This window comes from Rhodococcus sp. P4_E4 (genome assembly GCF_056401575.1).
On record NZ_JBFUJB010000015.1, the window covers coordinates 323,973 to 347,093 of the forward strand.

The 23,121-nt window shown below is 64.0% G+C and carries 24 protein-coding genes; 16 read left to right on the top strand and 8 right to left on the bottom strand.

Annotated elements, in window-relative coordinates; all coding sequences use genetic code 11:
• Window positions 1-18: 18 nt before the first annotated feature.
• From AC1DVN_RS18335 to AC1DVN_RS18345, 3 genes are read right to left on the bottom strand one after another with little or no spacing between them, the layout of a single operon-like run.
• A complete protein-coding gene (locus tag AC1DVN_RS18335) occupies window positions 19-546 on the bottom strand; it encodes a gamma carbonic anhydrase family protein (RefSeq protein WP_003941993.1) in 528 nt (175 codons plus the stop codon).
• 44 nt (window positions 547-590) lie between these two features.
• On the bottom strand, window positions 591-1,451 hold the full coding sequence (locus AC1DVN_RS18340) for an EamA family transporter (RefSeq protein WP_020906830.1): 861 nt from the start codon (window positions 1,449-1,451) through the stop codon (window positions 591-593).
• Window positions 1,448-2,248 (bottom strand): crotonase/enoyl-CoA hydratase family protein, encoded by an 801-nt coding sequence (locus AC1DVN_RS18345; RefSeq protein ID WP_020906831.1) that lies wholly within the window; start codon window positions 2,246-2,248, stop codon window positions 1,448-1,450. The genes AC1DVN_RS18340 and AC1DVN_RS18345 overlap by 4 nt, the downstream gene beginning before the upstream one ends.
• Window positions 2,249-2,357: 109 nt before the next feature.
• On the opposite strand from AC1DVN_RS18345, the gene AC1DVN_RS18350 reads away from it, so the two are divergent.
• From AC1DVN_RS18350 to tuf, 14 genes are all read left to right on the top strand, one after another.
• Window positions 2,358-3,158, top strand: a complete 801-nt coding sequence (locus tag AC1DVN_RS18350; protein WP_020968976.1) for a TIGR03084 family metal-binding protein — start codon at window positions 2,358-2,360, stop codon at window positions 3,156-3,158.
• Window positions 3,155-4,876: an acyclic terpene utilization AtuA family protein gene (locus AC1DVN_RS18355; protein WP_477994093.1), complete on the top strand. Its 1,722-nt coding sequence runs from the start codon at window positions 3,155-3,157 to the stop codon at window positions 4,874-4,876. Before AC1DVN_RS18350 ends, AC1DVN_RS18355 begins: the two co-directional genes overlap by 4 nt.
• Complete coding sequence (locus AC1DVN_RS18360) at window positions 4,873-6,021, top strand: acyl-CoA dehydrogenase family protein (protein ID WP_141484718.1); 1,149 nt, start codon at window positions 4,873-4,875, stop codon at window positions 6,019-6,021. Before AC1DVN_RS18355 ends, AC1DVN_RS18360 begins: the two co-directional genes overlap by 4 nt.
• A complete protein-coding gene (locus AC1DVN_RS18365) occupies window positions 6,018-7,616 on the top strand; it encodes an acyl-CoA carboxylase subunit beta (protein WP_019744291.1) in 1,599 nt (532 codons plus the stop codon). Before AC1DVN_RS18360 ends, AC1DVN_RS18365 begins: the two co-directional genes overlap by 4 nt.
• Before the next feature lie 8 nt (window positions 7,617-7,624).
• Window positions 7,625-9,610, top strand: a complete 1,986-nt coding sequence (locus tag AC1DVN_RS18370; protein WP_031331856.1) for an ATP-binding protein — start codon at window positions 7,625-7,627, stop codon at window positions 9,608-9,610.
• On the top strand, window positions 9,610-10,770 hold the full coding sequence (locus tag AC1DVN_RS18375) for an acyl-CoA dehydrogenase family protein (RefSeq protein ID WP_031331854.1): 1,161 nt from the start codon (window positions 9,610-9,612) through the stop codon (window positions 10,768-10,770). The genes AC1DVN_RS18370 and AC1DVN_RS18375 overlap by 1 nt, the downstream gene beginning before the upstream one ends.
• Before the next feature lie 24 nt (window positions 10,771-10,794).
• A complete protein-coding gene (locus AC1DVN_RS18380; protein WP_021334055.1) occupies window positions 10,795-11,580 on the top strand; it encodes an enoyl-CoA hydratase family protein in 786 nt (261 codons plus the stop codon).
• Between the two features lie 42 nt (window positions 11,581-11,622).
• Window positions 11,623-12,234 (top strand): TetR/AcrR family transcriptional regulator, encoded by a 612-nt coding sequence (locus AC1DVN_RS18385; RefSeq protein WP_477847386.1) that lies wholly within the window; start codon window positions 11,623-11,625, stop codon window positions 12,232-12,234.
• A gap of 83 nt (window positions 12,235-12,317) precedes the next feature.
• Window positions 12,318-12,866: a DUF3558 domain-containing protein gene (locus AC1DVN_RS18390; protein ID WP_029254868.1), complete on the top strand. Its 549-nt coding sequence runs from the start codon at window positions 12,318-12,320 to the stop codon at window positions 12,864-12,866.
• On the top strand, window positions 12,863-13,408 hold the full coding sequence (locus tag AC1DVN_RS18395) for a DUF3558 domain-containing protein (protein ID WP_060939051.1): 546 nt from the start codon (window positions 12,863-12,865) through the stop codon (window positions 13,406-13,408). The genes AC1DVN_RS18390 and AC1DVN_RS18395 overlap by 4 nt, the downstream gene beginning before the upstream one ends.
• Before the next feature lie 409 nt (window positions 13,409-13,817).
• The gene (rpsL, locus tag AC1DVN_RS18400; protein WP_003941908.1) at window positions 13,818-14,192 is read left to right on the top strand and encodes a 30S ribosomal protein S12; all 375 of its coding nucleotides are present in this window, start codon (window positions 13,818-13,820) and stop codon (window positions 14,190-14,192) included.
• Window positions 14,192-14,662: a 30S ribosomal protein S7 gene (gene rpsG, locus AC1DVN_RS18405; RefSeq protein ID WP_003941856.1), complete on the top strand. Its 471-nt coding sequence runs from the start codon at window positions 14,192-14,194 to the stop codon at window positions 14,660-14,662. Before rpsL ends, rpsG begins: the two co-directional genes overlap by 1 nt.
• Before the next feature lie 201 nt (window positions 14,663-14,863).
• Entirely contained in the window at window positions 14,864-16,966 is a 2,103-nt protein-coding gene (gene fusA / locus AC1DVN_RS18410; protein ID WP_003942073.1) for an elongation factor G, read from the top strand.
• A gap of 125 nt (window positions 16,967-17,091) precedes the next feature.
• Complete coding sequence (gene tuf / locus AC1DVN_RS18415) at window positions 17,092-18,282, top strand: elongation factor Tu (protein ID WP_019744283.1); 1,191 nt, start codon at window positions 17,092-17,094, stop codon at window positions 18,280-18,282.
• Window positions 18,283-18,400: 118 nt separating this feature from the next.
• Here the strand turns inward: tuf and AC1DVN_RS18420 are convergent, their stop codons facing one another.
• Genes AC1DVN_RS18420 through AC1DVN_RS18440 form a run of 5 tightly spaced genes read right to left on the bottom strand, consistent with a single transcriptional unit; the run spans window position 18,401 to window position 20,944 of the window.
• On the bottom strand, window positions 18,401-18,964 hold the full coding sequence (locus AC1DVN_RS18420) for a hypothetical protein (RefSeq protein WP_019744282.1): 564 nt from the start codon (window positions 18,962-18,964) through the stop codon (window positions 18,401-18,403).
• Window positions 18,961-19,935, bottom strand: a complete 975-nt coding sequence (locus AC1DVN_RS18425) for a DUF6286 domain-containing Asp23/Gls24 family envelope stress response protein (protein WP_019744281.1) — start codon at window positions 19,933-19,935, stop codon at window positions 18,961-18,963. The genes AC1DVN_RS18420 and AC1DVN_RS18425 overlap by 4 nt, the downstream gene beginning before the upstream one ends.
• Window positions 19,922-20,101, bottom strand: a complete 180-nt coding sequence (locus tag AC1DVN_RS18430) for a hypothetical protein (RefSeq protein ID WP_003942043.1) — start codon at window positions 20,099-20,101, stop codon at window positions 19,922-19,924. Before AC1DVN_RS18430 ends, AC1DVN_RS18425 begins: the two co-directional genes overlap by 14 nt.
• 1 nt (window position 20,102) lies before the next feature.
• Window positions 20,103-20,480 (bottom strand): hypothetical protein, encoded by a 378-nt coding sequence (locus AC1DVN_RS18435; protein WP_020968986.1) that lies wholly within the window; start codon window positions 20,478-20,480, stop codon window positions 20,103-20,105.
• A complete protein-coding gene (locus AC1DVN_RS18440; RefSeq protein ID WP_003941912.1) occupies window positions 20,477-20,944 on the bottom strand; it encodes an Asp23/Gls24 family envelope stress response protein in 468 nt (155 codons plus the stop codon). Before AC1DVN_RS18440 ends, AC1DVN_RS18435 begins: the two co-directional genes overlap by 4 nt.
• A gap of 184 nt (window positions 20,945-21,128) precedes the next feature.
• On the opposite strand from AC1DVN_RS18440, the gene AC1DVN_RS18445 reads away from it, so the two are divergent.
• Complete coding sequence (locus AC1DVN_RS18445) at window positions 21,129-22,307, top strand: NAD(P)/FAD-dependent oxidoreductase (protein WP_029254871.1); 1,179 nt, start codon at window positions 21,129-21,131, stop codon at window positions 22,305-22,307.
• Window positions 22,308-22,349: 42 nt separating this feature from the next.
• Window positions 22,350-23,114, top strand: a complete 765-nt coding sequence (locus tag AC1DVN_RS18450) for a glutamate racemase (protein ID WP_019744277.1) — start codon at window positions 22,350-22,352, stop codon at window positions 23,112-23,114.
• Window positions 23,115-23,121 lie beyond the last annotated feature (7 nt).

Consider the following 23,121-nt stretch of genomic DNA (forward strand, 5'->3'; position numbering starts at 1 on the left):
CCGCGAGCATCGTCTCGATCAGGCCTGTTCGATGTCCTGGTGAGCCTTCGCGAGCATGATGTAGCCGGCGCCGTTGGCGGTGATACCGGCCTTTTCGCCTTCGGAGAGTTCACGTTTGACCTTGGCGGGCACGCCGGCGACCAGTGATCCAGGCGGGATTTGCATCCCCTGAGACACGACCGCACCGGCTGCAATCAGTGATCCCGAACCGATGTGTGCGCCGTTGAGCACCACGGCACCCATACCGACGAGAACGTCGTCTTCGACGGTGCACCCGTGCAGCACTGCGTTGTGGCCGACCGAGATTCGCTCGCCCAGCACTGCGGGGAACGTCGGGTCGGCGTGCACGGTGCAGTTGTCCTGAATGTTGGTGTCAGCGCCGATGGAGATCGATTCGGCGTCGCCGCGGATAACCGCGCCGTACCAGATGCTGGCTCCCGCAGCGATGGTCACAGCGCCGACAACGGTGGCGTTGGGTGCGATGAATGCACTTTCGTCGATCTGCGGGGTGTTACCGAGAACGGTGGCGATGATCGGGTTGGTCATGGTTCTCCTGTGCGTTGGAATGACGTGCTCTGACGGTACCTGGACTATTTCGGTGTGGACTTTCGATTCATGACTACCGTCCCGACACCCGCGGTCACCACCAGTCCGATGGCGACGAGTGTGAAAGCGTCGAGCGTTTGCCCGATCACGAGGACTCCGGCCAGTGCGGCCGCTGCCGGTTCGAGGGCGATGAGGACCGCGAAGACCTTCTTGGCCAAGGAGCGCAGCGCCCACATTTCCAAGCTGTACGGGATGACGGACGAGAGGATGGCGACGGCGGCGCCTGCGGCGAGCATCTTCGGATCCAGCAGTTCGCTTCCGCCCGAGACAACGCCGAAGGGGAGCGTCAATACGGCTGCGACGATGCTTGCGCCTGCCAACCCGTCGGCGCTCGGGAGCGTCGCGGCCAGGTGGGAACCGGCCACGATGTAGCCGGCCCACGCAGTCGCGGCGATCAACGCGAACATCACCCCGATCGGGTCCAATCCGGATTCGCCGTGATCGCCTAACCCGAGCAGCAACACTCCGCCGAAGGCGAGCAGTACCCACGCTCCGTCGGCCCACCGACGAGACAGAACTGCGGCCAGGGTGAGCGGTCCGAGGAACTCGATGGTGACGGCGGTGCCGATGGGCACCGTGTCGAGGGCGAGGTAGAAGGCGCCGTTCATCACGGCGAGGGCGATGCCCAGCGCGAAGATGCCTTTGCGTTGCCGGTTCGACCACCTGCTCCATCGCGGACGGACGATGACGCCGAGGATGATCGCAGCGATCGTCAGCCGAAGCGTCGTGGCTCCGGCGGGCCCGATCTGCGAGAACAATGTCGTCGCGAATGCCGCTCCGAACTGGAGCGACAGTATCGAGGTGAGGACCGCGCCGACCGGCAGTAGCTGACTGCCCGCCTTCATTCTCCGGTGAACTCGGGACTTCGACGCTCGAGCATCGCGGCGACGGCTTCGTGGTGATCTCGGGTGTGGTGGGCGATCGACTGCATGGCGGCCGAGAGTTCGAGCAGGCTCTCGAGGCTCTGGTGCTGGCCTTCGCGGAGGAGTTTCTTGGTCATGCGGAGTACCTGCGGGGGATTGGCGGCTACTCGAGCTGCCAAAGCGTGCGCTGCGGAAAGCAATTCCTCGGGTTCGGTGATCTGCGAGACCAGACCCCAGTCGAGTGCCTTCGCAGCATCGATGGGTTCGCCGGTGAACGCCATCTCGGCGGCGCGGGCGTTGCCGATCGCGCGGGGGAGCAGCCAGGCTCCGCCGTCGCCGGGGATGAGTCCCACCTTGACGAAGCTCTCGGCGAAGACTGCGGCGGTCGAGGCGATGCGGAGGTCACACATGAGGGAGAGGTCGCAGCCCGCTCCGATGGCCGGGCCGTTGACGGCTGCGATGGTCGGCACCTCACATGTGTACAGCGCGAGCGGAATGCGCTGGATGCCGTGCCGGTAGCCCTGGCGGATCTCGCCGGGAGCACCACCGAACATGCCTTCCTTGTCTCGCATGTGTTTGACGTTGCCGCCGGAGGAGAAAGCCGACCCGGCCCCCGTGAGGATGACCGCTCGCACACTCTGATCTCGGTTGACTGCGGTGACCGCGTCTTCGAGGGCCTCGATCATGTCGATCTCGGAGATCGCGTTGCGGGTGTCCGGGCGATTGAGGGTCCACGTGACCACATCGCCGGTTCGCGAGATCAGTACGGCGTCGCTCATGGGTGCTCCTGGTAGTCGATGGCAGTTGAGCTCAGTCTCTCACCACAAGATTTCTCAATAACAATCATTCGTGCTTGATTTTTATGGACCCGGGTGTGATGCTGGTCGCATGGCCGAACTTCAGACGTTCATCGATGACTTGCGGGCCGAAGGCGAGAGCCTCGACGCCCTGGTTGCGGATCTGCCCGAGGAGAAGTGGGCGACAATGACGCCGGCGGAAGGGTGGAGCGTCGCGCATCAGATCGGGCACCTGCACTGGACGGACAGTGCTGCGATCCTGGCGATCACCGACCCGGACGGGTTTGCGGAGCAGTTGAAGGCGGCGTTCGTGAATCCGGCGGGATTTGTCGACGACGGTGCTGCCGAGCAGGCGGCCCGCCCGCCGGCGGAGTTGCTCGCCGATTGGCGAGCGGGGCGCACCGCTCTCGTCGAGGCTCTCACCGCCGCCCCGTCCGGTACCAAGTTTCCTTGGTACGGCCCGCCTATGGGCGGAGTGTCCATGGCAACTGCGCGATTGATGGAGACGTGGGCGCACGGGCAGGACGTTGCCGACGCGCTCGGCGTCGAGCGAGCCCCGACGGCGCGCATCAAGAACATCGCTCATCTGGGTGTCCGTACGCGGAACTTTGCGTACTCGGTCAACGAGAAGACGCCGCCCGCCGACGATTTCCGGGTTGAGTTGACGGCGCCGGACGGTTCGCTCTGGACCTGGGGGCCGGAAGATGCACCGCAGAAGGTGACCGGGCCCGCATTGGACTTCTGTTTGCTGGTCACTCAGCGTGCCAATCGCGCCGATCTCGATCTGGTTGCCGTTGGTGCCGACGCGGACGAGTGGCTCGGGTTCGCGCAGGCATTTGCCGGACCCAGCGGCGAGGGACGAGCCGCACGAGAAGCGAAGGTGGATAAATGAGTTCGGTACGGATCGGTAACTGCTCCGGTTTCTACGGCGACCGCGTCTCGGCGATGCGCGAGATGCTCGAGGGCGGCGAACTCGACTACCTGACCGGCGACTACCTTGCCGAACTGACGATGTTGATCCTCGGACGGGACCGGATGAAGGACCCGTCACTCGGCTACGCGAAGACGTTCCTGCGACAGGTGGAAGACACCCTCGGACTTGCGCTCGACAAGGGCGTGAAGATCGTCGCGAATGCCGGCGGTCTCAACCCGGCTGGACTGGCCGACGCGCTGCGCGAGGTCAACACCAGGCTGGGGTTGAACGCGAAGATCGCCCACGTCGAGGGCGACGATCTGGTCTCTCGGGCAGACGAACTCGGACTCGGCTCCCCGCTGACGGCCAACGCGTACCTCGGCGCCTGGGGCATCGTCGAAGCATTGTCGGCCGACGCCGATGTCGTGGTCACCGGACGTGTCACCGACGCTTCGGTGATCGTCGGTCCCGCCGCTCACCATTTCGGTTGGAAGCGAGATGATTTCGATCAGCTGGCCGGTGCTGTCGCGGCGGGCCACGTCATCGAGTGCGGAACCCAGGCCACCGGCGGCAACTACGCGTTCTTCACCGAGATTCCGAATCTGGGCCGTCCTGGCTTCCCGATCGCCGAGATCAACGCGGACGGATCTTCGGTCATCACCAAGCATGCCGGTACGGACGGCGAGGTGAGCGTCGGCACCGTGACGGCGCAGCTGCTGTACGAGATCACGGGTGGACGCTACGCAGGCCCGGACGTGACCACCCGTATCGACAACGCGGTGCTCACCCAGGAAGGCCCGGATCGGGTGCTGATCAGCGGAGTCACGGGCGAGGCTCCGCCGCCGCAGTACAAGGTCTCACTCAACACGCTGGCCGGGTTCCGCAACGAGGCCACGTTCATCCTCACGGGTCTCGACATCGAGGCCAAGGCCGATCTGGCGAAGACTCAACTCGAATCCTGGCTGACGAAGAAGCCCGCCGAACTGGTCTGGACTCTCGCTCGCACAGATCACCCGGATTCCGACACCGAGGAAACAGCGAGTGCGTTGCTGCGCTGCGTGGTTCGCGATTCCGACCCCAAGGTGATCGGTCGCCCCTTCTCCGCGGTTGCGGTGGAAATGGCACTCGCCAGTTACCCAGGCTTCTCGCTGACCGCGCCGCCGAGCAACGGACAACCGTACGGAGTGTTCACCCCCGGCTACGTCGGCGCGGGATCGGTGCCTCATGTGGCCGTACTGCCAGACGGCACTCGCGTGGACATCGCTCCGTCGACGCTGACGCAGGACCTCGAACCTGTCGACGAACCTGAGCGTCCGGAGCCGTTGCCGCCACAGTCTTCGCTTTCGGTGCCACTCGGCACGATCGCCGGTGCCCGTAGTGGCGACAAGGGTGGAAATGCCAACGTCGGCGTCTGGGTTCGCACGGACGATCAGTGGCAGTGGTTGGCGCACACTCTGACCGTCGAAATGCTCAAGGAACTACTACCGGAAGCAGCAGACCTGAACGTCACTCGCTACCAGCTTCCGCACCTTCGTGCCGTCAACTTCGTGATCGAGGGAATCCTCGGTCAGGGTGTTGCCTCGCAGGCGCGGTTCGATCCGCAGGCCAAGGGAATTGGTGAGTGGCTGCGCTCGCGCCATATCGACATCCCGATTTCGCTACTCCCCACAACTGACGAGAAAGAGGATTCACGGTGACCGTGTGGACCACACCGGAAAGGCTTGCGCTTCGCGAGACCGTACGCGGATTCGTGAACCAGGAGATTCTGCCGCACCTGACGCAGTGGGAGCGTGACGGCGAGATTCCGCGCGAATTACACCGCAAGGCAGGCGCTCTCGGGCTCCTCGGGGCCAGTGCTCCCGAATCGGCTGGCGGTGAGGGTGGCGATGCCGTCGACTCCATCGTGATCTGTGAGGAGATGCATCAGGCAGGTGCGTCGGGCGGTCTGTTCGCATCGCTCTTCACCTGCGGCATCGCGGTGCCGCACCTGATTGCGGCCGGCGACGAGGCGCAGATCGAGAAGTGGGTCAAGCCGACCCTGCGCGGCGACAAGATCGGCTCGCTCGCCATCACCGAGCCCGGCGGAGGCAGCGACGTCGGGCATCTGACAACCACAGCCAAGCGCGACGGCGATCATTACGTCGTGAACGGCGCCAAGACGTTCATCACCTCCGGCGTTCGAGCGGACTTCGTCGTCACCGCAGTGCGCACCGGTGGCCCCGGCGCGGGTGGTGTCTCACTGCTCGTGATCGAGAAGGGCACAACGGGATTCACCGTCTCGCGCAAACTCGAGAAGATGGGCTGGCGCGCGTCGGATACAGCGGAACTGTCCTTTGTCGACGCCCGGGTTCCGGTGGAGAATCTGGTCGGCGCAGAGAACAGCGGCTTCGCGCAGATCGCCCAGGCATTTGTCTCCGAGCGGGTCGCGCTCGCCGCCCAGGCGTATGCCAGTGCAGAACGTTGCCTGGAGCTGACCCTCGAATGGTGCCGCGCCCGCGAGACTTTCGGTCGACCCCTCATCAGTCGGCAGGCCGTGCAGAACACCGTCACCGAGATGGCCCGCAAGATCGACGTCGCCAAGGTGTACACGCATTCGGTGATCGAACGGCACATGGCCGGTGACGGCGATCTGATCGCCGAGGTGTGCTTCGCCAAGAACACGGCAGTCGAGACGGGCGAATGGGTTGCGAACCAAGCCGTTCAGCTGTTCGGCGGCCTCGGATACATGCAGGAAAGTGAAGTGGAGAGGCAGTACCGGGACATGCGAATTCTGGGAATCGGTGGCGGAACCACCGAAATCCTCACCGGCCTCGCGGCCAAGCGATTGGGGTATCAGTCATGAGTGTCATCCGGTCAACGCTGGACACCAATTCCGAGGTGTATCAGACCGCAACATCGACCATGAACACCAAGCTCGCCGAGATCGAGGTCGAGCACGCCAAGGCGCTTGCCGGTGGCGGCGAGAAGTACACCGAGCGGCACCACAAGCGGGGAAAGCTTCTGGCGCGCGAGCGGATCGAACTCCTGCTCGATCAGGATTCGCCGTTCCTCGAGCTGTGTCCCCTCGCTGCGTGGGGGAGTGACTTCCCGGTCGGCGCCAGCACCGTGGTCGGTATCGGCGTTGTCGAAGGTGTCGAATGCCTGATCGTCGCCAACGATCCCACCGTGCGCGGCGGCACCAGCAATCCGTGGACGCTGCGTAAGGGATTCCGCGCCAACGACATCGCCATGCAAAATCGCCTCCCGGTGATCTCGCTGGTCGAGTCCGGCGGTGCAGACCTGCCGACGCAGAAGGAGGTGTTCATCCCGGGCGGGCGTATGTTCCGTGACCTCACACAGCTCTCCGCCGCCGGTATCCCCACCATCGCACTGGTCTTCGGCAACTCGACTGCCGGCGGCGCGTACATCCCAGGCATGTCCGACCACGTCGTGATGATCAAGGAACGCTCCAAGGTGTTCCTCGCAGGCCCGCCGCTGGTCAAGATGGCCACCGGTGAGGAATCCGACGACGAGGCACTCGGCGGCGCCGAAATGCACGCCCGCAAGTCGGGACTGGCCGACTACTTCGCAGCCGACGAGCAGGACGCGATCCGCATCGGTCGCTCGATCGTCAAGCGACTCAACTGGACCAAGAAGGGGCCGGCGCCTCGCGCCGAAATCATCGAACCACTCGAGGATCCGGAAGAGTTGCTCGGCATCGTTCCGGCCGACCTGAAGATTCCGTTCGATCCGCGTGAGGTCATCGCCCGTATCGTCGACGGTTCCGACTTCGACGAGTTCAAGCCGCTCTACGGTTCCTCCCTCGTGACCGGCTGGGCCGAGCTCAACGGCTACCCGATCGGCATCCTGGCCAACGCACGTGGAGTGCTCTTCAGCGAAGAGTCCCAGAAGGCCACGCAGTTCATCCAGCTCGCCAACCGCTCCAACACGCCGTTGCTGTTCCTGCACAACACCACCGGCTACATGGTGGGTAAGGAATACGAGGAGGGCGGCATGATCAAGCACGGATCGATGATGATCAATGCGGTAGCCAACTCCAAGGTTCCGCACATCTCGATCCTGCTCGGAGCGTCGTACGGCGCCGGTCACTACGGCATGTGCGGACGGGCATTCGATCCGAGATTCCTCTTTGCCTGGCCCAGTTCCAAGTCCGCCGTCATGGGCGGTGCGCAGCTCGCCGGCGTCATCTCCATCGTGGGACGCGCTGCTGCCGAGGCCCGCGGCCAGGTTTTCGACGAGCAGGCTGATGCCGGCATGCGCGCGATGATCGAGAACCAGATCGAGGCCGAGTCACTTCCGATGTTCCTGTCCGGGCGTCTGTACGACGACGGCGTCATCGATCCCCGAGACACCCGCACCGTGGTGGGAATGTGCCTGTCGGCCATTGCCACCGCCCCGATCGAAGGCACCGAGAACTTCGGCGTCTTCCGTATGTGAGGCACGCCGTGACAATCACTTCAGTACTGGTCGCCAATCGTGGCGAAATCGCCCGCCGTGTCTTCGCAACCTGTCGGAAGAACGGAATCGGCACGGTTGCGGTATTTTCCGACGCGGATGCCGACAGCCCTCACGTCGCCGAAGCCGACGCCTCGGTTCGCCTGCCGGGTAACACGCCTGCCGAGACCTACCTGCGGGGCGAGTTGATCATCGCCGCCGCGAAGGCTTCGGGCGCCGACGCGATTCACCCCGGATACGGATTCCTCTCCGAGAACGCGGAGTTCGCGCGCAGCGTCATCGACGCGGGGCTGACGTGGATCGGCCCACCCGTCGAATCCATCGAGCTCATGGGGTCGAAGGTCGAGTCCAAGAAGATCATGGACGCCGCCGGAGTTCCGGTGCTGTCCGAACTCGATCCCGCTGCGGTGACCGACGCTCATTTGCCAGTGCTGATCAAGGCGTCGGCGGGCGGCGGCGGACGCGGAATGCGTGTCGTTCGTGAATTGTCTTCGCTGGAAGGCGAACTGGAAGCGGCGCGGCGTGAGGCGCAGTCCGCCTTCGGCGACCCGACTGTCTTCTGCGAGCGCTACCTCGAGACCGGTCGGCACATCGAGGTCCAGGTCATGGCCGACCGCCACGGTGGGGTGTGGGCGGTGGGGGAGCGCGAGTGCTCGATCCAGCGTCGGCATCAGAAGGTGGTCGAAGAGGCACCGTCGCCGCTCGTGCAGCGCATCCCCGCCATGCGCGACAAGCTCTTCGACGCCTCGCGGCTCGCAGCCAACGCCATCGGCTACGAAGGAGCAGGAACCGTTGAATTCCTGGCAGACGAAAAGGGTGACTTCTTTTTTCTGGAGATGAACACTCGCCTGCAGGTGGAGCATCCCGTCACCGAGTGCACGACCGGACTCGATCTGGTGGAACTGCAATTGCAGGTCGCTTCAGGTGAAGTGCTTCCGGACGAGCAGCCGGAGATTCGCGGACATTCCATCGAGGTGCGCCTGTACGCCGAGGACCCCGCCAAGAACTGGCAACCGCAGAGCGGAACCGTTCACCACATCGAGTTGCCCGGTGACCCACAAGAATTCAGTGTTCTGCGTGAGCAGGGCGTTCGCCTCGACTCCGGCGTCGTCGACGGCAGTGTTGTCGGCGTCCACTACGACCCGATGTTGGCCAAGATCATCTCGTACGCGCCGACGCGGACCGCAGCTGCCCGGCTGCTCGCGTCGACGCTGGCGCGCACCAGGATTCACGGCCTGCGCACCAACCGTGACCTGCTCGTCAATGTCCTGGCTCACCCGGCCTTCATTGCCGGGGACACCGATACGGCGTTCTTCGAGACCCATGACCTCGAGAAGTTGTCAACGCCTCTGGCCGACACCGACGCCGAAAGGCTTTCGGCGCTGGCGGCGGCACTTGCCGATGCCGCGCACAACCGGTCGTCGGCGCGTGTCATCGGCCGCTTGCCCAGCGGGTGGCGCAACCTCCCGTCGCAGCCGCAGAGCAAGAGCTACTCCACTGCGTCGGGCGACTACGACGTCCGCTACTCCCTGAGCCGAAGCGGCGTGTTGAACGCAGAAGGCTTCGACGACGTGAGCCTGGTATCGGCAACTGCTGCACGGGTAGTGCTCGAGCAGGGCGGAGTACGGCGTTCGTTTGACGTGGCGGCATACGAGAGTGAGATTTTTGTCGACTCCTCGCTGGGGCCCGTCGCGTTGACGGCAGCACCGCGCTTCGTGGATCCGTCGGCGGAAGTCGCCGCCGGTTCGTTGCTCGCTCCGATGCCGGGATCGGTTATCCGCCTCGGCGCCGCACTCGGTGACACCGTCACTGCCGGCCAGCCGATTCTGTGGCTAGAGGCCATGAAGATGGAACACACCGTCACCGCGCCGACTGCCGGTGTCCTGGTAGAACTTCCGGTCGCCGTCGGCCAGCAGGTCGAAGTCGGATCGGTACTCGCACGTGTGGAAGAACCCGCTACAGAAGAGGAAGCATGATGAGTTTCATCGAAACCGAAGAGCAGAAGGAACTGCGGGCATCCGTTTCCAAACTGGGTGAGCGCTTCAACTACGTCGACTACGTGCTGCCCAAGGCGCGCAAGGGTGAGCCGCTCACCGAATTGTGGAACGAGGCGGGCAAACTCGGATTCCTGGGCGTCAACCTGCCGGAGGAATACGGCGGGGGCGGTGCCGGTATCTACGAACTCGCGCTGGTGCAGGAGGAATTGGCGGCGCAGGGTGCCGGTCTGCTCCTGGTTGTCGTATCCCCGGCCATCTGCGGCACCATCATCGGCAAGTACGGCACGGCGGAGCAGAAGCAGCAGTGGCTACCCAGCCTCGCCGACGGCTCCAAGGTCATGGCGTTCGGAATCACCGAGGCCGACGCCGGTTCCAACTCTCATCAGATCACCACGACGGCACGCAGGGATGGCGACGACTGGATCCTGAGCGGCAACAAGATCTACATCTCGGGTGTCGATCAGGCTGACGCGGTCCTCATCGTCGCGCGCACCGAGGACTCCAAGACCGGCAAGCTCAAGCCCGCTCTGTTCATCGTCCCCACGGATTCTCCCGGATTCGTGAAGACGCAGATGGAGATGGACATCATCGAGCCGGACCACCAGTTCATCTTGTTCCTCGACGATGTACGGCTGCCGGCCGACGCTCTGGTCGGCGAAGCCGATGCCGCCCTGATGCAGTTGTTCGCCGGCCTCAACCCCGAGCGCATCCTGGGTGCGTCGATGGCCATCGGCATGGGCCGTTACGCCCTGAACGCTGCGGTGAAGTTCGCCAACGAGCGCACGGTGTGGAAGACGCCGATCGGTGCGCACCAAGGTATTTCGCATCCACTCGCGCAGGTGAAGATCGAACTCGAGCTCGCCAAGCTGATGATGCAGAAGGCCGCGGTGCTCTACGACAGCGGCGACGATTTCGGTGCTGCCGAAGCCGCGAACATGGCAAAGTACGCCGCCGCCGAAGCCAGCATCAAGGCGCTCGATCAGGCGATCCAGACGCACGGCGGCGCAGGCCTGACGAAGGAATACGGACTGGCCGCCATGCTCGGCGCGGCCCGTATCGCCCGCGTCGCGCCGGTGAGCCGCGAGATGATCCTCAACTTCGTCTCGCAGCACTCTCTCGGTCTGCCGCGGTCGTACTAAACGGTCCTACTGAAGAGGAGACTCATGACGGATCAGGACAAGCCATACGTACGGTACGACGTATCGGGCGGTGCTGCCACGATCACTCTCGACTCACCCCACAACCGCAACGCGATTTCGACGCGGTTGGTGACGGAGTTACAAGCGGGGTTGACGTCAGCGGCCGCCGATCCGGCAGTTCGAGCGGTGGTGCTCACCCACACCGGTGGAACATTCTGTGCGGGAGCCGATCTCAGCGAGGCTTCCGGATCGTCCGCGTCACCGGAAGAGGCCGTCAAAGAACGAGGGCGGGGAATGCTGACGCTCTTGCGCAGCATTCTCGAGCTTCCCAAGCCGGTGATCGGGCGCATCGACGGTCACGTCCGAGCCGGGGGTATGGGTCTTGTCGGGGCGTGCGACATCGTCGTCGCCGGACCGGCGAGCACCTTCGCGGTGACGGAATCACGGTTGGGTTTGGCAGCGTCCATCATTTCGCTCACGGTCCTACCGAGGCTCGACCAGCGATCTGCGAGCCGATACCTGCTCACCGGAGAGAAGTTCGGCCAGCACGAGGCCGAATCCATCGGACTCGTCACCGCCGCGTCGCAGGACACGGGGGAGTCGATCACCGATTTGCTCGGCACCTTGCGCCAATGTTCACCGCAGGGACTTGCCGAATCGAAGTGGATCACGACGCGTTCGGTCCTGGCCGGATTCGACCGTGACGGCGAGGAGATGATCGCGCAGTCGGCCCGGCTGTTTTCCTCTGACGAGGCTCGTGAGGGCATGATGTCTTTCTTGCAGAAGCGTCCAGCAGCCTGGGCGCAGTAGAACTGCGCACTGGAACACAGCGGTAGAAAGGATGGCGGCGCGATGACTCGAGAACCCAAGCAGGACCGAAGTCGAGTCACGCGCTCCCACCTGCTCGAAGTGACTGTGGAGTGTCTCGCCGAACTCGGATGGAGCGCAACGACGATGAGCGTCGTCGCCCAGCGTGCCGGGGTGTCCCGCGGTGCGATGCAGCATCACTTCCCGACCCGCGAGGACCTCATCACCGCGGCGCTCGAGGTGATGTTCGACGCCAGGATGGATCAGGCACGAAAGGAATCGACCGACCTTCCGGTGGGTGCCGGACGAACCGAGGCGGTCATTTCGCGGTTGGTCGAGTACTACACCGGGACTCTGTTCAAAGCAGCACTGCAGGTGTGGACGGCCGCTGCCTCCGACCCCGACCTGCGGGCCCGCGTGTTGCCCCTCGAGGAACGGTTCGGGCGCATCGCGCACTGCATGGCCGTCGAGAGTCTGGGTGTCGACGACTCCGATCCGGTGACGCACCGTTTGGTACAGGCGACCCTGGACTTGGCCCGCGGGCTGGGGCTGGCAGACGTCTTGACCGACGACTCGCGTCGACGCACCGAGGTGGTCAAACAATGGGCGGCGCAATTGGATTCCACGCTGGTTCGGGTACCGGTCCCGACTCCCTGAATCGGTAGCGGCGTGGCGGCGACCGATGAGCGAGGTGCGCACGTGGCGTGTGTCGGGGGCCACCGAGAAGTACAGTCGGCTCCATGGCCGCACGCACCCTCACTTCGATCGGGACTTCGGTATTGGTCTCGGCTGCCGTGCTTTCGGCGGTGGTCGGCTGCAGCTCCGACGACGGGTCCGCCGATCGGCCGGGGGACGACGCCAGTTCGCCGGCGCTCGCACCCACCGATCCCGGTCCGATGTTCGCCGAATGCGGCTCGGTGACCGACGAAGAAGTTGTCAATGCCTTCAACCTCGGCGCTTTTGCGACGACGACGCGCAACGGCGTCGGTTGCCAGTGGGAGGTCGCTGGTTCGAGCGGTCCGAGCGTCAGTTTCTCCTGGTACCGCGGTAGCCCGATCGGCCGCGAACGGGCCGGGTCCGACCTGCTCGGACGTCCCGCCGCCGACATCACGATCGGCGGTCATCAAGGCTTCATCGCGTCCACGGCAGGTTCGCTGTGCGAGTTGGGTATCGCGTTCGGCGGAGACTTCGTGCACTGGTCGATCACCTACGGCTTGCTGCCACCGACCGCGGATCCATGCACGGTGGCGCGGGATCTGATGGAAAAAACAGTTTCGAGGGCACAGTGAAGTTCGAGGGCGCCGTGAAGCGCGTACGGATCGGGCTCGCCCTGGCTGGATCGCTGGTTCTGCTGACAGGCTGCGGCTCGGTGGTCATCGGGACTCCCCGTGCGGAGGGCAGCTACGGCGGTAGTGACAGCCAGGAATTCGCCAACGTCCTCCAAGAATGCGAGGCCGTCACCGACGAGCAGATCGCCGGTGCCGTGGGTGCCGACGCCGTCGGGCGTGGGTTCTTCGGCGCTATCTGCCGTTGGGACGGCATCGGGGCCGCGGGTCCGATCAAGATCACCTTCAACTGGTTCGAGACGGGCACCCTCGATCACGAGCGCGCTGCATTCGAACATCTGGGATACGTGGTGGCGAAAATCGACATCAACGGCAGTGGCGGTTACGAGGTTCGCCAGCCGGCCGATCCGCAGAGTTGCGGCGTGAGCGCGAGCGCACCGGCCGGGGGAGTGTTCGGTTGGTGGGTCACCGAGCCGCAGGGCGGCGCGGATCCGTGCGAGGCTGCGGCAAAGCTCGGCGCGTTGACGTTGAACCGCAGCATCTGATCGTGACCGGTCCGGCTGCGTGGTCTGAGTTTGCAGCCAGAGTGTCTGGTCAGAGCGTGAGGTCACTATCACCGTGGCCTCGCTTTGACCTCGTGGCGCGCCGACAGGTATCGTTATGGGTCGTGTCCGGCATGCCCGGGCCGATCTGTGTGCCTAGCTAGGTATTGCCGTGCGCGCGTTCGAGCAGAAACTGCTGATGAACGAGCATCCGGCTGCCTGTGTGGGGGTATGCGACACGCCCGACCTCGGGGGCAGTGCGCGGCATGAAAGTGCTGAGTACAGACTCTGAGGTGGGTGAGGAGCAGCAGCTCTCTTGCTCCAACTGCTAGATCCCTAATTTCAGAACAGCCACGTTTTCGAACGGCCCGAGTTCGCTCGAGCAGTCTGTTCGTCACAAGAAAGCCGGTAAATGCCAACCATCAACCAGCTGGTCCGCAAGGGTCGCCGCGACAAGACCGCCAAGGTCAAGACGGCAGCCCTCAAGGGCAGCCCGCAGCGTCGTGGCGTGTGCACTCGCGTGTACACCACCACCCCCAAGAAGCCGAACTCCGCGCTCCGTAAGGTCGCACGTGTTCGCCTCACGACTTCGGTCGAGGTCACCGCGTACATCCCCGGTGAAGGTCACAACCTTCAGGAGCACTCCATGGTGCTCGTCCGTGGCGGTCGTGTGAAGGACCTCCCGGGTGTCCGTTACAAGATCATCCGCGGCTCCCTGGACACCCAGGGTGTCAAGGGTCGCAAGCAGGCACGCAGCCGCTACGGCGCCAAGAAGGAGAAGAGCTAATGCCACGTAAGGGCCCCGCTCCGAAGCGCCCGCTCATCAACGACCCGGTTTACGGTTCCCCGTTGGTGACGCAGCTCGTCAACAAGATCCTGCTGGACGGCAAGAAGTCCACCGCAGAGCGAATCGTGTACCAGGCTCTCGAGCAGGCACGCGAGAAGACCGGCACCGATCCGGTCGTCACTCTCAAGCGCGCCCTGGACAACGTCAAGCCTGCACTCGAGGTTCGTAGCCGCCGCGTCGGTGGCGCTACCTACCAGGTGCCGGTCGAGGTTCGTCCCGGTCGTTCCACCACGCTGGCACTGCGCTGGCTGGTCACCTTCTCGCGTGCACGTCGTGAGAAGACCATGGTCGAGCGTCTCGCCAACGAGCTCCTCGATGCCAGCAATGGCCTCGGTGCAGCTGTGAAGCGTCGCGAAGACACTCACAAGATGGCCGAAGCCAACAAGGCATTCGCCCACTACCGCTGGTGATGTAAAGCGTCGGAGCAACTGCCATCGGGTGGGGCTCCGACGCTTGTCGCCGTTGGCGACCTGATCATCTCGCCGGTTTCCGGACGCAGGTGGCCAGGTTCGCCTCGGCAGAGACATAATTGAAAGACCATGGCCTTGACGGTGGAACACACCGGATACGGCCGACACCCGAAAACCAAGCAACGAGCGGGGAAGAAACCTGTGGCACAGGAAGTGCTGACTGACCTGAACAAGGTCCGCAACATCGGCATCATGGCGCACATCGATGCCGGCAAGACCACCACCACCGAGCGCATCCTGTTCTACACCGGTGTCAATTACAAGATCGGTGAGACGCACGACGGTGCGTCGACGACGGACTGGATGGAGCAGGAGAAGGAACGCGGCATCACGATCACGTCTGCCGCCGTGACTTGCTTCTGGAACAACAACCAGATCAACATCATCGACACCCCCGGCCACGTCGACTTCACGGTCGAGGTGGAGCGGTCGCTGCGCGTGCTCGACGGCGCAGTTGCTGTCTTCGACGGTAAGGAAGGTGTCGAGCCGCAGTCCGAGCAGGTTTGGCGTCAGGCTGCCAAGTACGACGTTCCGCGCATCTGCTTCGTCAACAAGATGGACAAGATGGGCGCGGACTTCTACTTCACAGTCCAGACCATCATCGACCGTCTCGGCGCGAAGCCGCTCGTTCTCCAGCTGCCCATCGGCGCTGAGGACGACTTCGACGGCGTCGTCGACCTGGTCGAGATGCGTGCCATCACCTGGCGCGGCGTAGTTCCGACCGGTGCACTGCCGACCATCGAAGAGATCCCCGCGGACCTCGTCGAGAAGGCTGCAGAGTACCGCGAGAAGCTGCTCGAAACCGTTGCCGAGTCCGACGAAGCTCTCATGGAGAAGTACTTCGGCGGCGAAGAGCTCACGGTCGAGGAAATCAAGGGCGCCATCCGCAAGATGACGGTCGCTTCCGAGCTGTACCCGGTCATCTGTGGCTCCGCGTTCAAGAACAAGGGCGTTCAGCCCATGCTCGACGCAGTCATCGATTACCTGCCGAACCCGCTGGACATCGGCGAGGTCGTCGGCCACAAGCTCGGTGACGAAGAAGTAGAGATCACTCGCAAGCCGAGCAAGGAAGAGCCGTTCTCGGCTCTCGCCTTCAAGATCGCTGCTCACCCGTTCTTCGGCAAGCTGACCTTCGTCCGCGTGTACTCGGGTCGTATCGATCCGGGCGCTCAGGTGCTCAACGCAACCAAGGGCAAGAAGGAGCGCATCGGAAAGCTCTTCCAGATGCACGCCAACAAGGAGAACCCGGTAGACGAGGCCGTAGCCGGCCACATCTACGCAATGATCGGCCTCAAGGACACCACCACCGGTGACACCTTGTGCGATCAGGCGAGCCCCATCGTCCTCGAGTCGATGTCGTTCCCCGCGCCGGTCATCCAGGTCTCCATCGAGCCCAAGACCAAGTCCGACCAGGAAAAGCTGGGCGTCGCGATCCAGAAGCTGGCCGAAGAGGATCCGACCTTCTCGGTCGAACTCGACGAAGAGACCGGTCAGACCGTCATCGGCGGTATGGGCGAGCTCCACCTCGACATCCTCGTCGACCGCATGCGTCGCGAGTTCAAGGTCGAGGCGAACGTCGGTAAGCCGCAGGTTGCGTACCGCGAGACCATCACCAAGAAGGTCGAGAAGCACGACTACACCCACAAGAAGCAGACGGGTGGCTCGGGCCAGTTCGCAAAGGTCATCATCGCTCTGGAGCCTTTCGTGGGCGAAGACGGTGCTACCTACGAGTTCGAGAACAAGGTCTCCGGCGGACGTATCCCGCGCGAGTACATCCCCTCCGTGGATGCTGGTGCGCAGGACGCGATGCAGTACGGTGTTCTCGCCGGCTACCCGCTCGTGAACCTGAAGCTGTCGCTGCTCGATGGTGCTTACCACGACGTCGACTCCTCGGAAATGGCGTTCAAGGTTGCCGGTTCGCAGGCACTGAAGGAAGCCGCCCGCAAGGCCGGCCCCGTCATTCTCGAGCCGCTCATGGCTGTCGAGGTCACAACGCCCGAGGAGTACATGGGCGACGTGATCGGCGACCTCAACTCCCGCCGTGGCCAGATCCAGGCCATGGAGGAACGCAGTGGTGCCCGTGTCGTGAAGGCGCTGGTTCCGCTCTCGGAGATGTTCGGTTACATCGGTGACCTGCGGTCGAAGACCCAGGGCCGTGCGAACTTCTCCATGGTGTTCGATTCCTACGCAGAGGTTCCCGCGAACGTCTCGAAGGAAATCATCGCCAAGGCGACGGGCGAGTAAGCACAGCGAGCTCCCCAGCCCGCGCCGGCAAGTGACCTCGGTTGCTTCCGGCACGAAGCACGACCAAGTAACAACCAACCGCACTGCTGCATACGGCAAGCAACAACAGTCCAGGAGGACACAAAGTGGCGAAGGCGAAGTTCGAGCGGACGAAGCCGCACGTGAACATCGGCACCATTGGTCACGTCGACCACGGCAAGACCACGACGACGGCGGCCATCACCAAGGTTCTCGCGGATGCATTCCCCGACCTGAACGAGGCTTCGGCCTTCGATCAGATCGACAAGGCTCCCGAGGAAAAGGCTCGTGGCATCACGATCAACATCTCGCATGTTGAGTACCAGACGGAAAAGCGCCACTACGCGCACGTCGATGCACCGGGTCACGCCGACTACATCAAGAACATGATCACCGGCGCAGCTCAGATGGACGGCGCTATCCTCGTCGTCGCAGCTACCGACGGCCCGATGCCCCAGACGCGCGAGCATGTCCTGCTCGCTCGCCAGGTTGGCGTTCCTTACATCCTCGTCGCCCTGAACAAGGCCGACATGGTTGACGATGACGAGATCCTCGAGCTCGTCGAGATGGAGGTCCGCGAACTGCTGGCCGCTCAGGAATTCGACGAGGAAGCCCCCGTCATTCCGATCTCGGCACTCAAGGCACTCGAGGGTGACCCGAAGTGGACGCAGTCCATCCTCGACCTGATGGCTGCAGTCGACGAGTCCATCCCGGACCCGGTCCGCGAGACGGACAAGCCCTTCCTCATGCCCGTCGAGGATGTCTTCACGATCACCGGCCGTGGCACGGTTGTCACCGGTCGTATCGAGCGTGGCTCGGTCAACGTGAACGAGGAGGTGGAGATCGTCGGCATCAAGGAGACCTCCACCAAGACCACCGTCACGGGTATCGAGATGTTCCGCAAGCTGCTCGACTCGGGCCAGGCCGGCGACAACGTCGGACTGCTCGTTCGTGGCATCAAGCGCGAAGATGTCGAGCGTGGACAGGTTGTCGTCAAGCCGGGCACCACGACTCCCCACACGGAGTTCGAGGGCCAGGCATACATCCTGTCGAAGGACGAGGGCGGCCGCCACACCCCGTTCTTCAACAACTACCGCCCGCAGTTCTACTTCCGTACCACGGACGTTACGGGCGTCGTGACGCTGCCTGAGGGCACCGAGATGGTCATGCCCGGTGACAACACCGAGATGTCCGTCAAGCTCATCCAGCCTGTCGCCATGGACGAGGGCCTGCGCTTCGCAATTCGCGAAGGCGGCCGTACGGTCGGCGCCGGCAAGGTTGCCAAGATCATCAAGTGAGACTCTTGTCTCGCTAGCTGATTCACAGCACTAGGAAAGGCGCTCATTCCCTTCGGGGAGTGAGCGCCTTTTCTGTGTCTATGGCCAGGTGGTCTGCGATCGGTTGTTCGGGGTGCTTCTACTTGGAGGCTTCTACCCGGTCGAGATGCAACAGAACCTGTACCGCGACAGGTGAGCCGTCGAGGCTTCGCCTGGTTGCACGAGCGATGTGTTCGGCCGAAGTGGTGAAGCCGACGACATCGATCGCCGGGTCTGCGGTGACGACAATCGACAGCGTTGGCAGTCCGCGATCGATCGTCGCTTTGCTTCTGGTGCTGCGCACGCCGCTCAGCTGGGCGAGTTCTGCCGCTACGCCGTCGGCGACCGGTCCCAGATCCACACTGACGTCTGTGCCGGACTCGTTGTGCCGCAATGTGACTGCGCTCGTTCGGCGTCGACGAAGGTTCAGGTACAACAGCCCGAAACCGGCGAAGACGCAGAGGATGAAGGTGCCCGACAGCACCCAGTGCCACCAAGGCTCCTCCGGAAGACCGAAGAGGACCTCACGATCGAGTCGTGACACCCAGGTCCTGATCAGTGAGGCACCCGCGTCCCACGCGATGGCGTATGCGCCCGCCGCGAGGAGTGCGATTCCGACGATGAGGACGATGGTCCGATCGACCGCGGAGATCCAGCGGTTCACGAGGCGTCCTTTCGTCGTACTGGCGTTTCTCTCACGACTACCGAAAGCTGCAGTGGCTGCTGGAGTATCGCGAGATGAGGCCGAACTGCCGCGTCGACGGCCGCGGCCAGTTCGGTTCGATCGCCGCCGGTGGATTCGATGTGGACCTTGATGTGTTTGCGGTCGACGCTGGTGTGGGCCGAGTCGACGCCGGGAACGACCGCTGCGTGGCTACTGCACAGACGTGCAATGTCCGTCGGCCGCATCCATACCGTCGATGCGCTCGGGTTACCCAACGGCACATGGGTTTTCGCCCGGCGTTTGAGGGCGGACATGATCAGGACAACGCCCGCGACGACGGCAGCGATGGCCACCGGAAGCAGCCACGGTTGCCAGTGCAGACGCGACGTCCACTCCACGGAGTTTCGGATCCAGGGCGCCGAATCGAAGGTACCGCGGTTGATGAACCATTCGCGCGAGACCACGAAAGCGAGTGCGAGTAGACCGCACGCGATGACGACGGCTGACACCGCGGCGGCGGGGTTCGCGGAGGGAACTCGAGGTGGAATCGGATCCGAGAGTGCCTCCTGTGCGGGGCCTTCCGCGATTTCGACGCCGGAAACACAGGATTCGTCAGAACCCTCGGTTGCCGCGATCATGACGTTCATGTCGTGGAGGGGCAGGCCGGTCAGCGACTCGACGCTGCGTCCGACTTCTGCCCGCACGCGACCGGTCAGTTCGGTGACCGAACATGGCCAGGACACAGCGAGGAACAGATTGATGGCCACGGCGTCGCTGCCCATCGAGATGTCGGCTCGCGGAAGGTCGCGCCCGGTCAGGCGGGTCAAGCCACCGGACTGGCGGACCACGCCCGGGACGTTCACCGCTGCGGCCGTGGCGATCTTGGCCATCGCCCGGTCCTTGATGACCAGTGAACCTCGTAGACCGGGATCGTCTGCCGCGTTCGGAGTGGTCGGCTCAGCCACGGCCACGGCTTCGGAGGATCGCGCCGAGATCGAGATGTCCGTCGCGGTGTGCTCCGATCGCCATTCCGGCGGCGCCGAGCAGGACGGCGAAGACGAATCCGCTGAATCCGCCCATGATTCCGGCGAGCGCGAGGAGCAGACCGACCAGCAGTCCGACGGTAGTGCTGTTCATGTCAGTTCCCTTCTCGAATGTTCGGTGCGATCTCGGTGACGGTGGAAAGCTCGGTGACTGCATCTTCGGAATTTTCGGGTGGATATCCCGCTGTCGACAAGTCTCCGACTGTCACGTTCACCGGTACGTCGACCAACCGTGCCACCACCGCTCGGACGCGTTCGGCGACGCCGCGAACGTCGGCCGGATAGTGAACGGAAATGTGTACCGCACAAGAGTTTTCGTCGACGACGACGCCGGTGACTCGGCGTCCGGGGAGGTAGGTCCCCACCTCACCGAATTGCCCGCCATGCAGATCTGCCACTTCCGGGATCGCAAGAACTGCGTCGGCGACGATCTCGGCCGCGTCGATCTCGCGGCCGGCGTCGGCGGTACTCACTGAACCCTCGGCTTGGCTTCCGGATCGGTACTGCCGCCACTCTCTGCATCCTCGAAGAGCATGACGTCGAAGACGGTGATGTTGACCTCGGTGACCTCGAGACCCGTCATGCTTTCGACTGCGGCAATGACGTTTCGGCGGATACCTACCGCCAATTCGTGGAGTGCGACGCCGTATTCGGCGACAATGCCGATGTCGATGGCGGCTTGTTTCTCGCCCACTTCCACCGCCACGCCCTGGGCGTGGTTGACGCGGGCGCCCGGAATGCGGTCGCGAAGTGCCCCCACCGCGCGCGCGGTGCCCCCACCGACGTCGTACACGCCGTTGATCTCGCGGGTCGCGATACCGGCGATCTTGGCGACCACGGCGTCGGCGATGATCGTCTTGCCCTGGGTGCTGACTAGTTCCGCGCCACCGTCGGCGCCGAATCGGACGCTGTTCTTTTCACTGGAATCGCTGGTCATGGGGGCTCCCTGCTCATGTGTCAGTGCGTGCGTCTGAAGTACCTCCAACTGTAGTGACTGGTAGGTGGCCATGCGGGATGCACCACACCTACTCCGGCATTTGGTATGGCAGAGTCGGGGGCAAATAGTGACGGCGTTCATAGTGAGCGCTGCTAGTGACGTGGGTCGGACAGGGTGGTGCGTGGTGGCACGGATAGTGATCGTGGGTGCGGGGTTGTCGGGGCTGCGGACCGTCGAGGAACTGCGACGAGCAGGCTTCGAGGGTGAATTGACGCTCGCCGGTGGGGAAACACATCTGCCCTACGACCGGCCGCCGCTGTCGAAGGAAGTGATCCGCGGCGACAAGGACGAGACGACGCTGCGTCCGGCAGAGTTCTACGTCGAGAACAAGGTGGATCTCAAGCTCGGTTCGCCCGCGACCTCGGTGGACACTGCCGCAAAGTCGGTGGCGTTCGCGGACGGATCCACCCTCGACTACGACGAGTTGGTCATCGCGACCGGACTGACTCCGCGTCGCATTGCCGGCCTTCCGGAGCTGTCCGGAGTGCACGTTCTGCGCTCCATCGAGGAGGCGCTGGCCCTTCGCGCCGAGCTGGCTCCCGGCAAGCGTGCGCTGATCGTCGGGGCCGGCTTCATCGGCTGCGAACTGGCCGCCAGCATGAAGTCTCACGGCGTCGACGTCGTGTTGCTCGAACCCCAGCCGACACCGCTGGCGTCGGTGCTCGGCCCCACCGTTGGCGCCCTCGTCGAACGTCTGCATCGGAACGAGGGCGTCGATGTCCGCGTCGGCACCGGCTTGACCTCGTTGTCCGGCGACGGAGCGGTTGCCACTGCGACCTTGAGCGACGGTTCGGAGATCCCGGTCGACGTGGTGGCGATCGGAGTCGGTTCGGTGCCGGTCACGGGATGGCTCGATGGTTCGGGAATCGAACTCGACAACGGAGTGCTCTGCGACGGCGTCGGCCGCACCAGTACCGAACACGTCTGGGCCGTCGGCGACGTCGCGTCCTGGCAGATCGGTGATCGACGCAAGCGCGTCGAACACTGGACCAATGCGGGCGACCAGGCCAAGATCCTGGCGGGAGCGCTCACCGGAACGGGTGATCCCGATGCGCCGGCGCAGGTTCCCTACTTCTGGAGCGATCAGTACGACGTCAAGATCCAGGCGTTGGGGACCGTCGCACCCACGGACACCGTTCACATCGTCAAGGACGACGGCCGAAAGTTCGTCGCCTACTACGAGCGCGACGGTGTGCTGGCAGCTGTCGTCGGCGGAGGTAGCGCGGGAGCGGTGATGAAGATGCGCGCCAAGATCGCAGCCGGCACGCCCATCTCTGACGTGTTGGAGTCCACACCGGCCTGAACGGATGAGGCAGGACCGGTTCCGAGGCGATAGATTTGTGCGGTGATCGTTGCACTCATCGACTCGGGACTGGGCTTGCTCCCTACCTCTGCGTGGCTCAGACGCCTGCGCCCGGATCTCGATCTGGTGCTCTCCCTGGATCCGGACGGCGCCCCCTGGGGCCCCAAACCTGAGCCGTGGGTCGTCGACCGGGTACTCGGTGCGGTGCGGCGGAGCCTCGATCGTGGGGCTCAGGTCATCGTTCTTCCATGCAATACCGCCAGCGTCACCGCGCTGCCACACGTGCGAGAACTGGTCGGGCCGGAAGTACCGGTCATCGGAACGGTGCCCGCGATCAAACCCGCCGCTGCCGCGTGCGATTCAGTGGCGATCTGGGCTACAGCCGCGACGACGGCCAGCCGGTACCAAGCCGATCTGATCGAGCAGTTCGGCAACGGCGCCAAGGTCGTCGGAGTGCCGTGCCACGGCCTGGCCGATTCGATAGATCTCGGTGATCGCGCAGCCGCACTTGCTGCCATCGATTCCGCGGTTGCCCGGACGCCGGACGACGTCAGCGGCGTTGTCCTCGGGTGCACCCACTACCCACTGCTCGCCGACGAGATCGCAGCACGGTTACCCGCCGGCGTCACACTCTTCGACAGCGCCGAAGCCGTTGCACGACAGACTCTGCGGCGGATCGACGGGCTCGGTGCCGCGGGCGAAGGATCGGGAACCGTCGAGGTGTTCGTGAGCGGTCGTCCGGGCGCACTACCGCCCAGCGCCGAAGCCTTCGACGCCGGGCGGTTGTTGGGCGCGATCAAAGCCTGATCCAGCC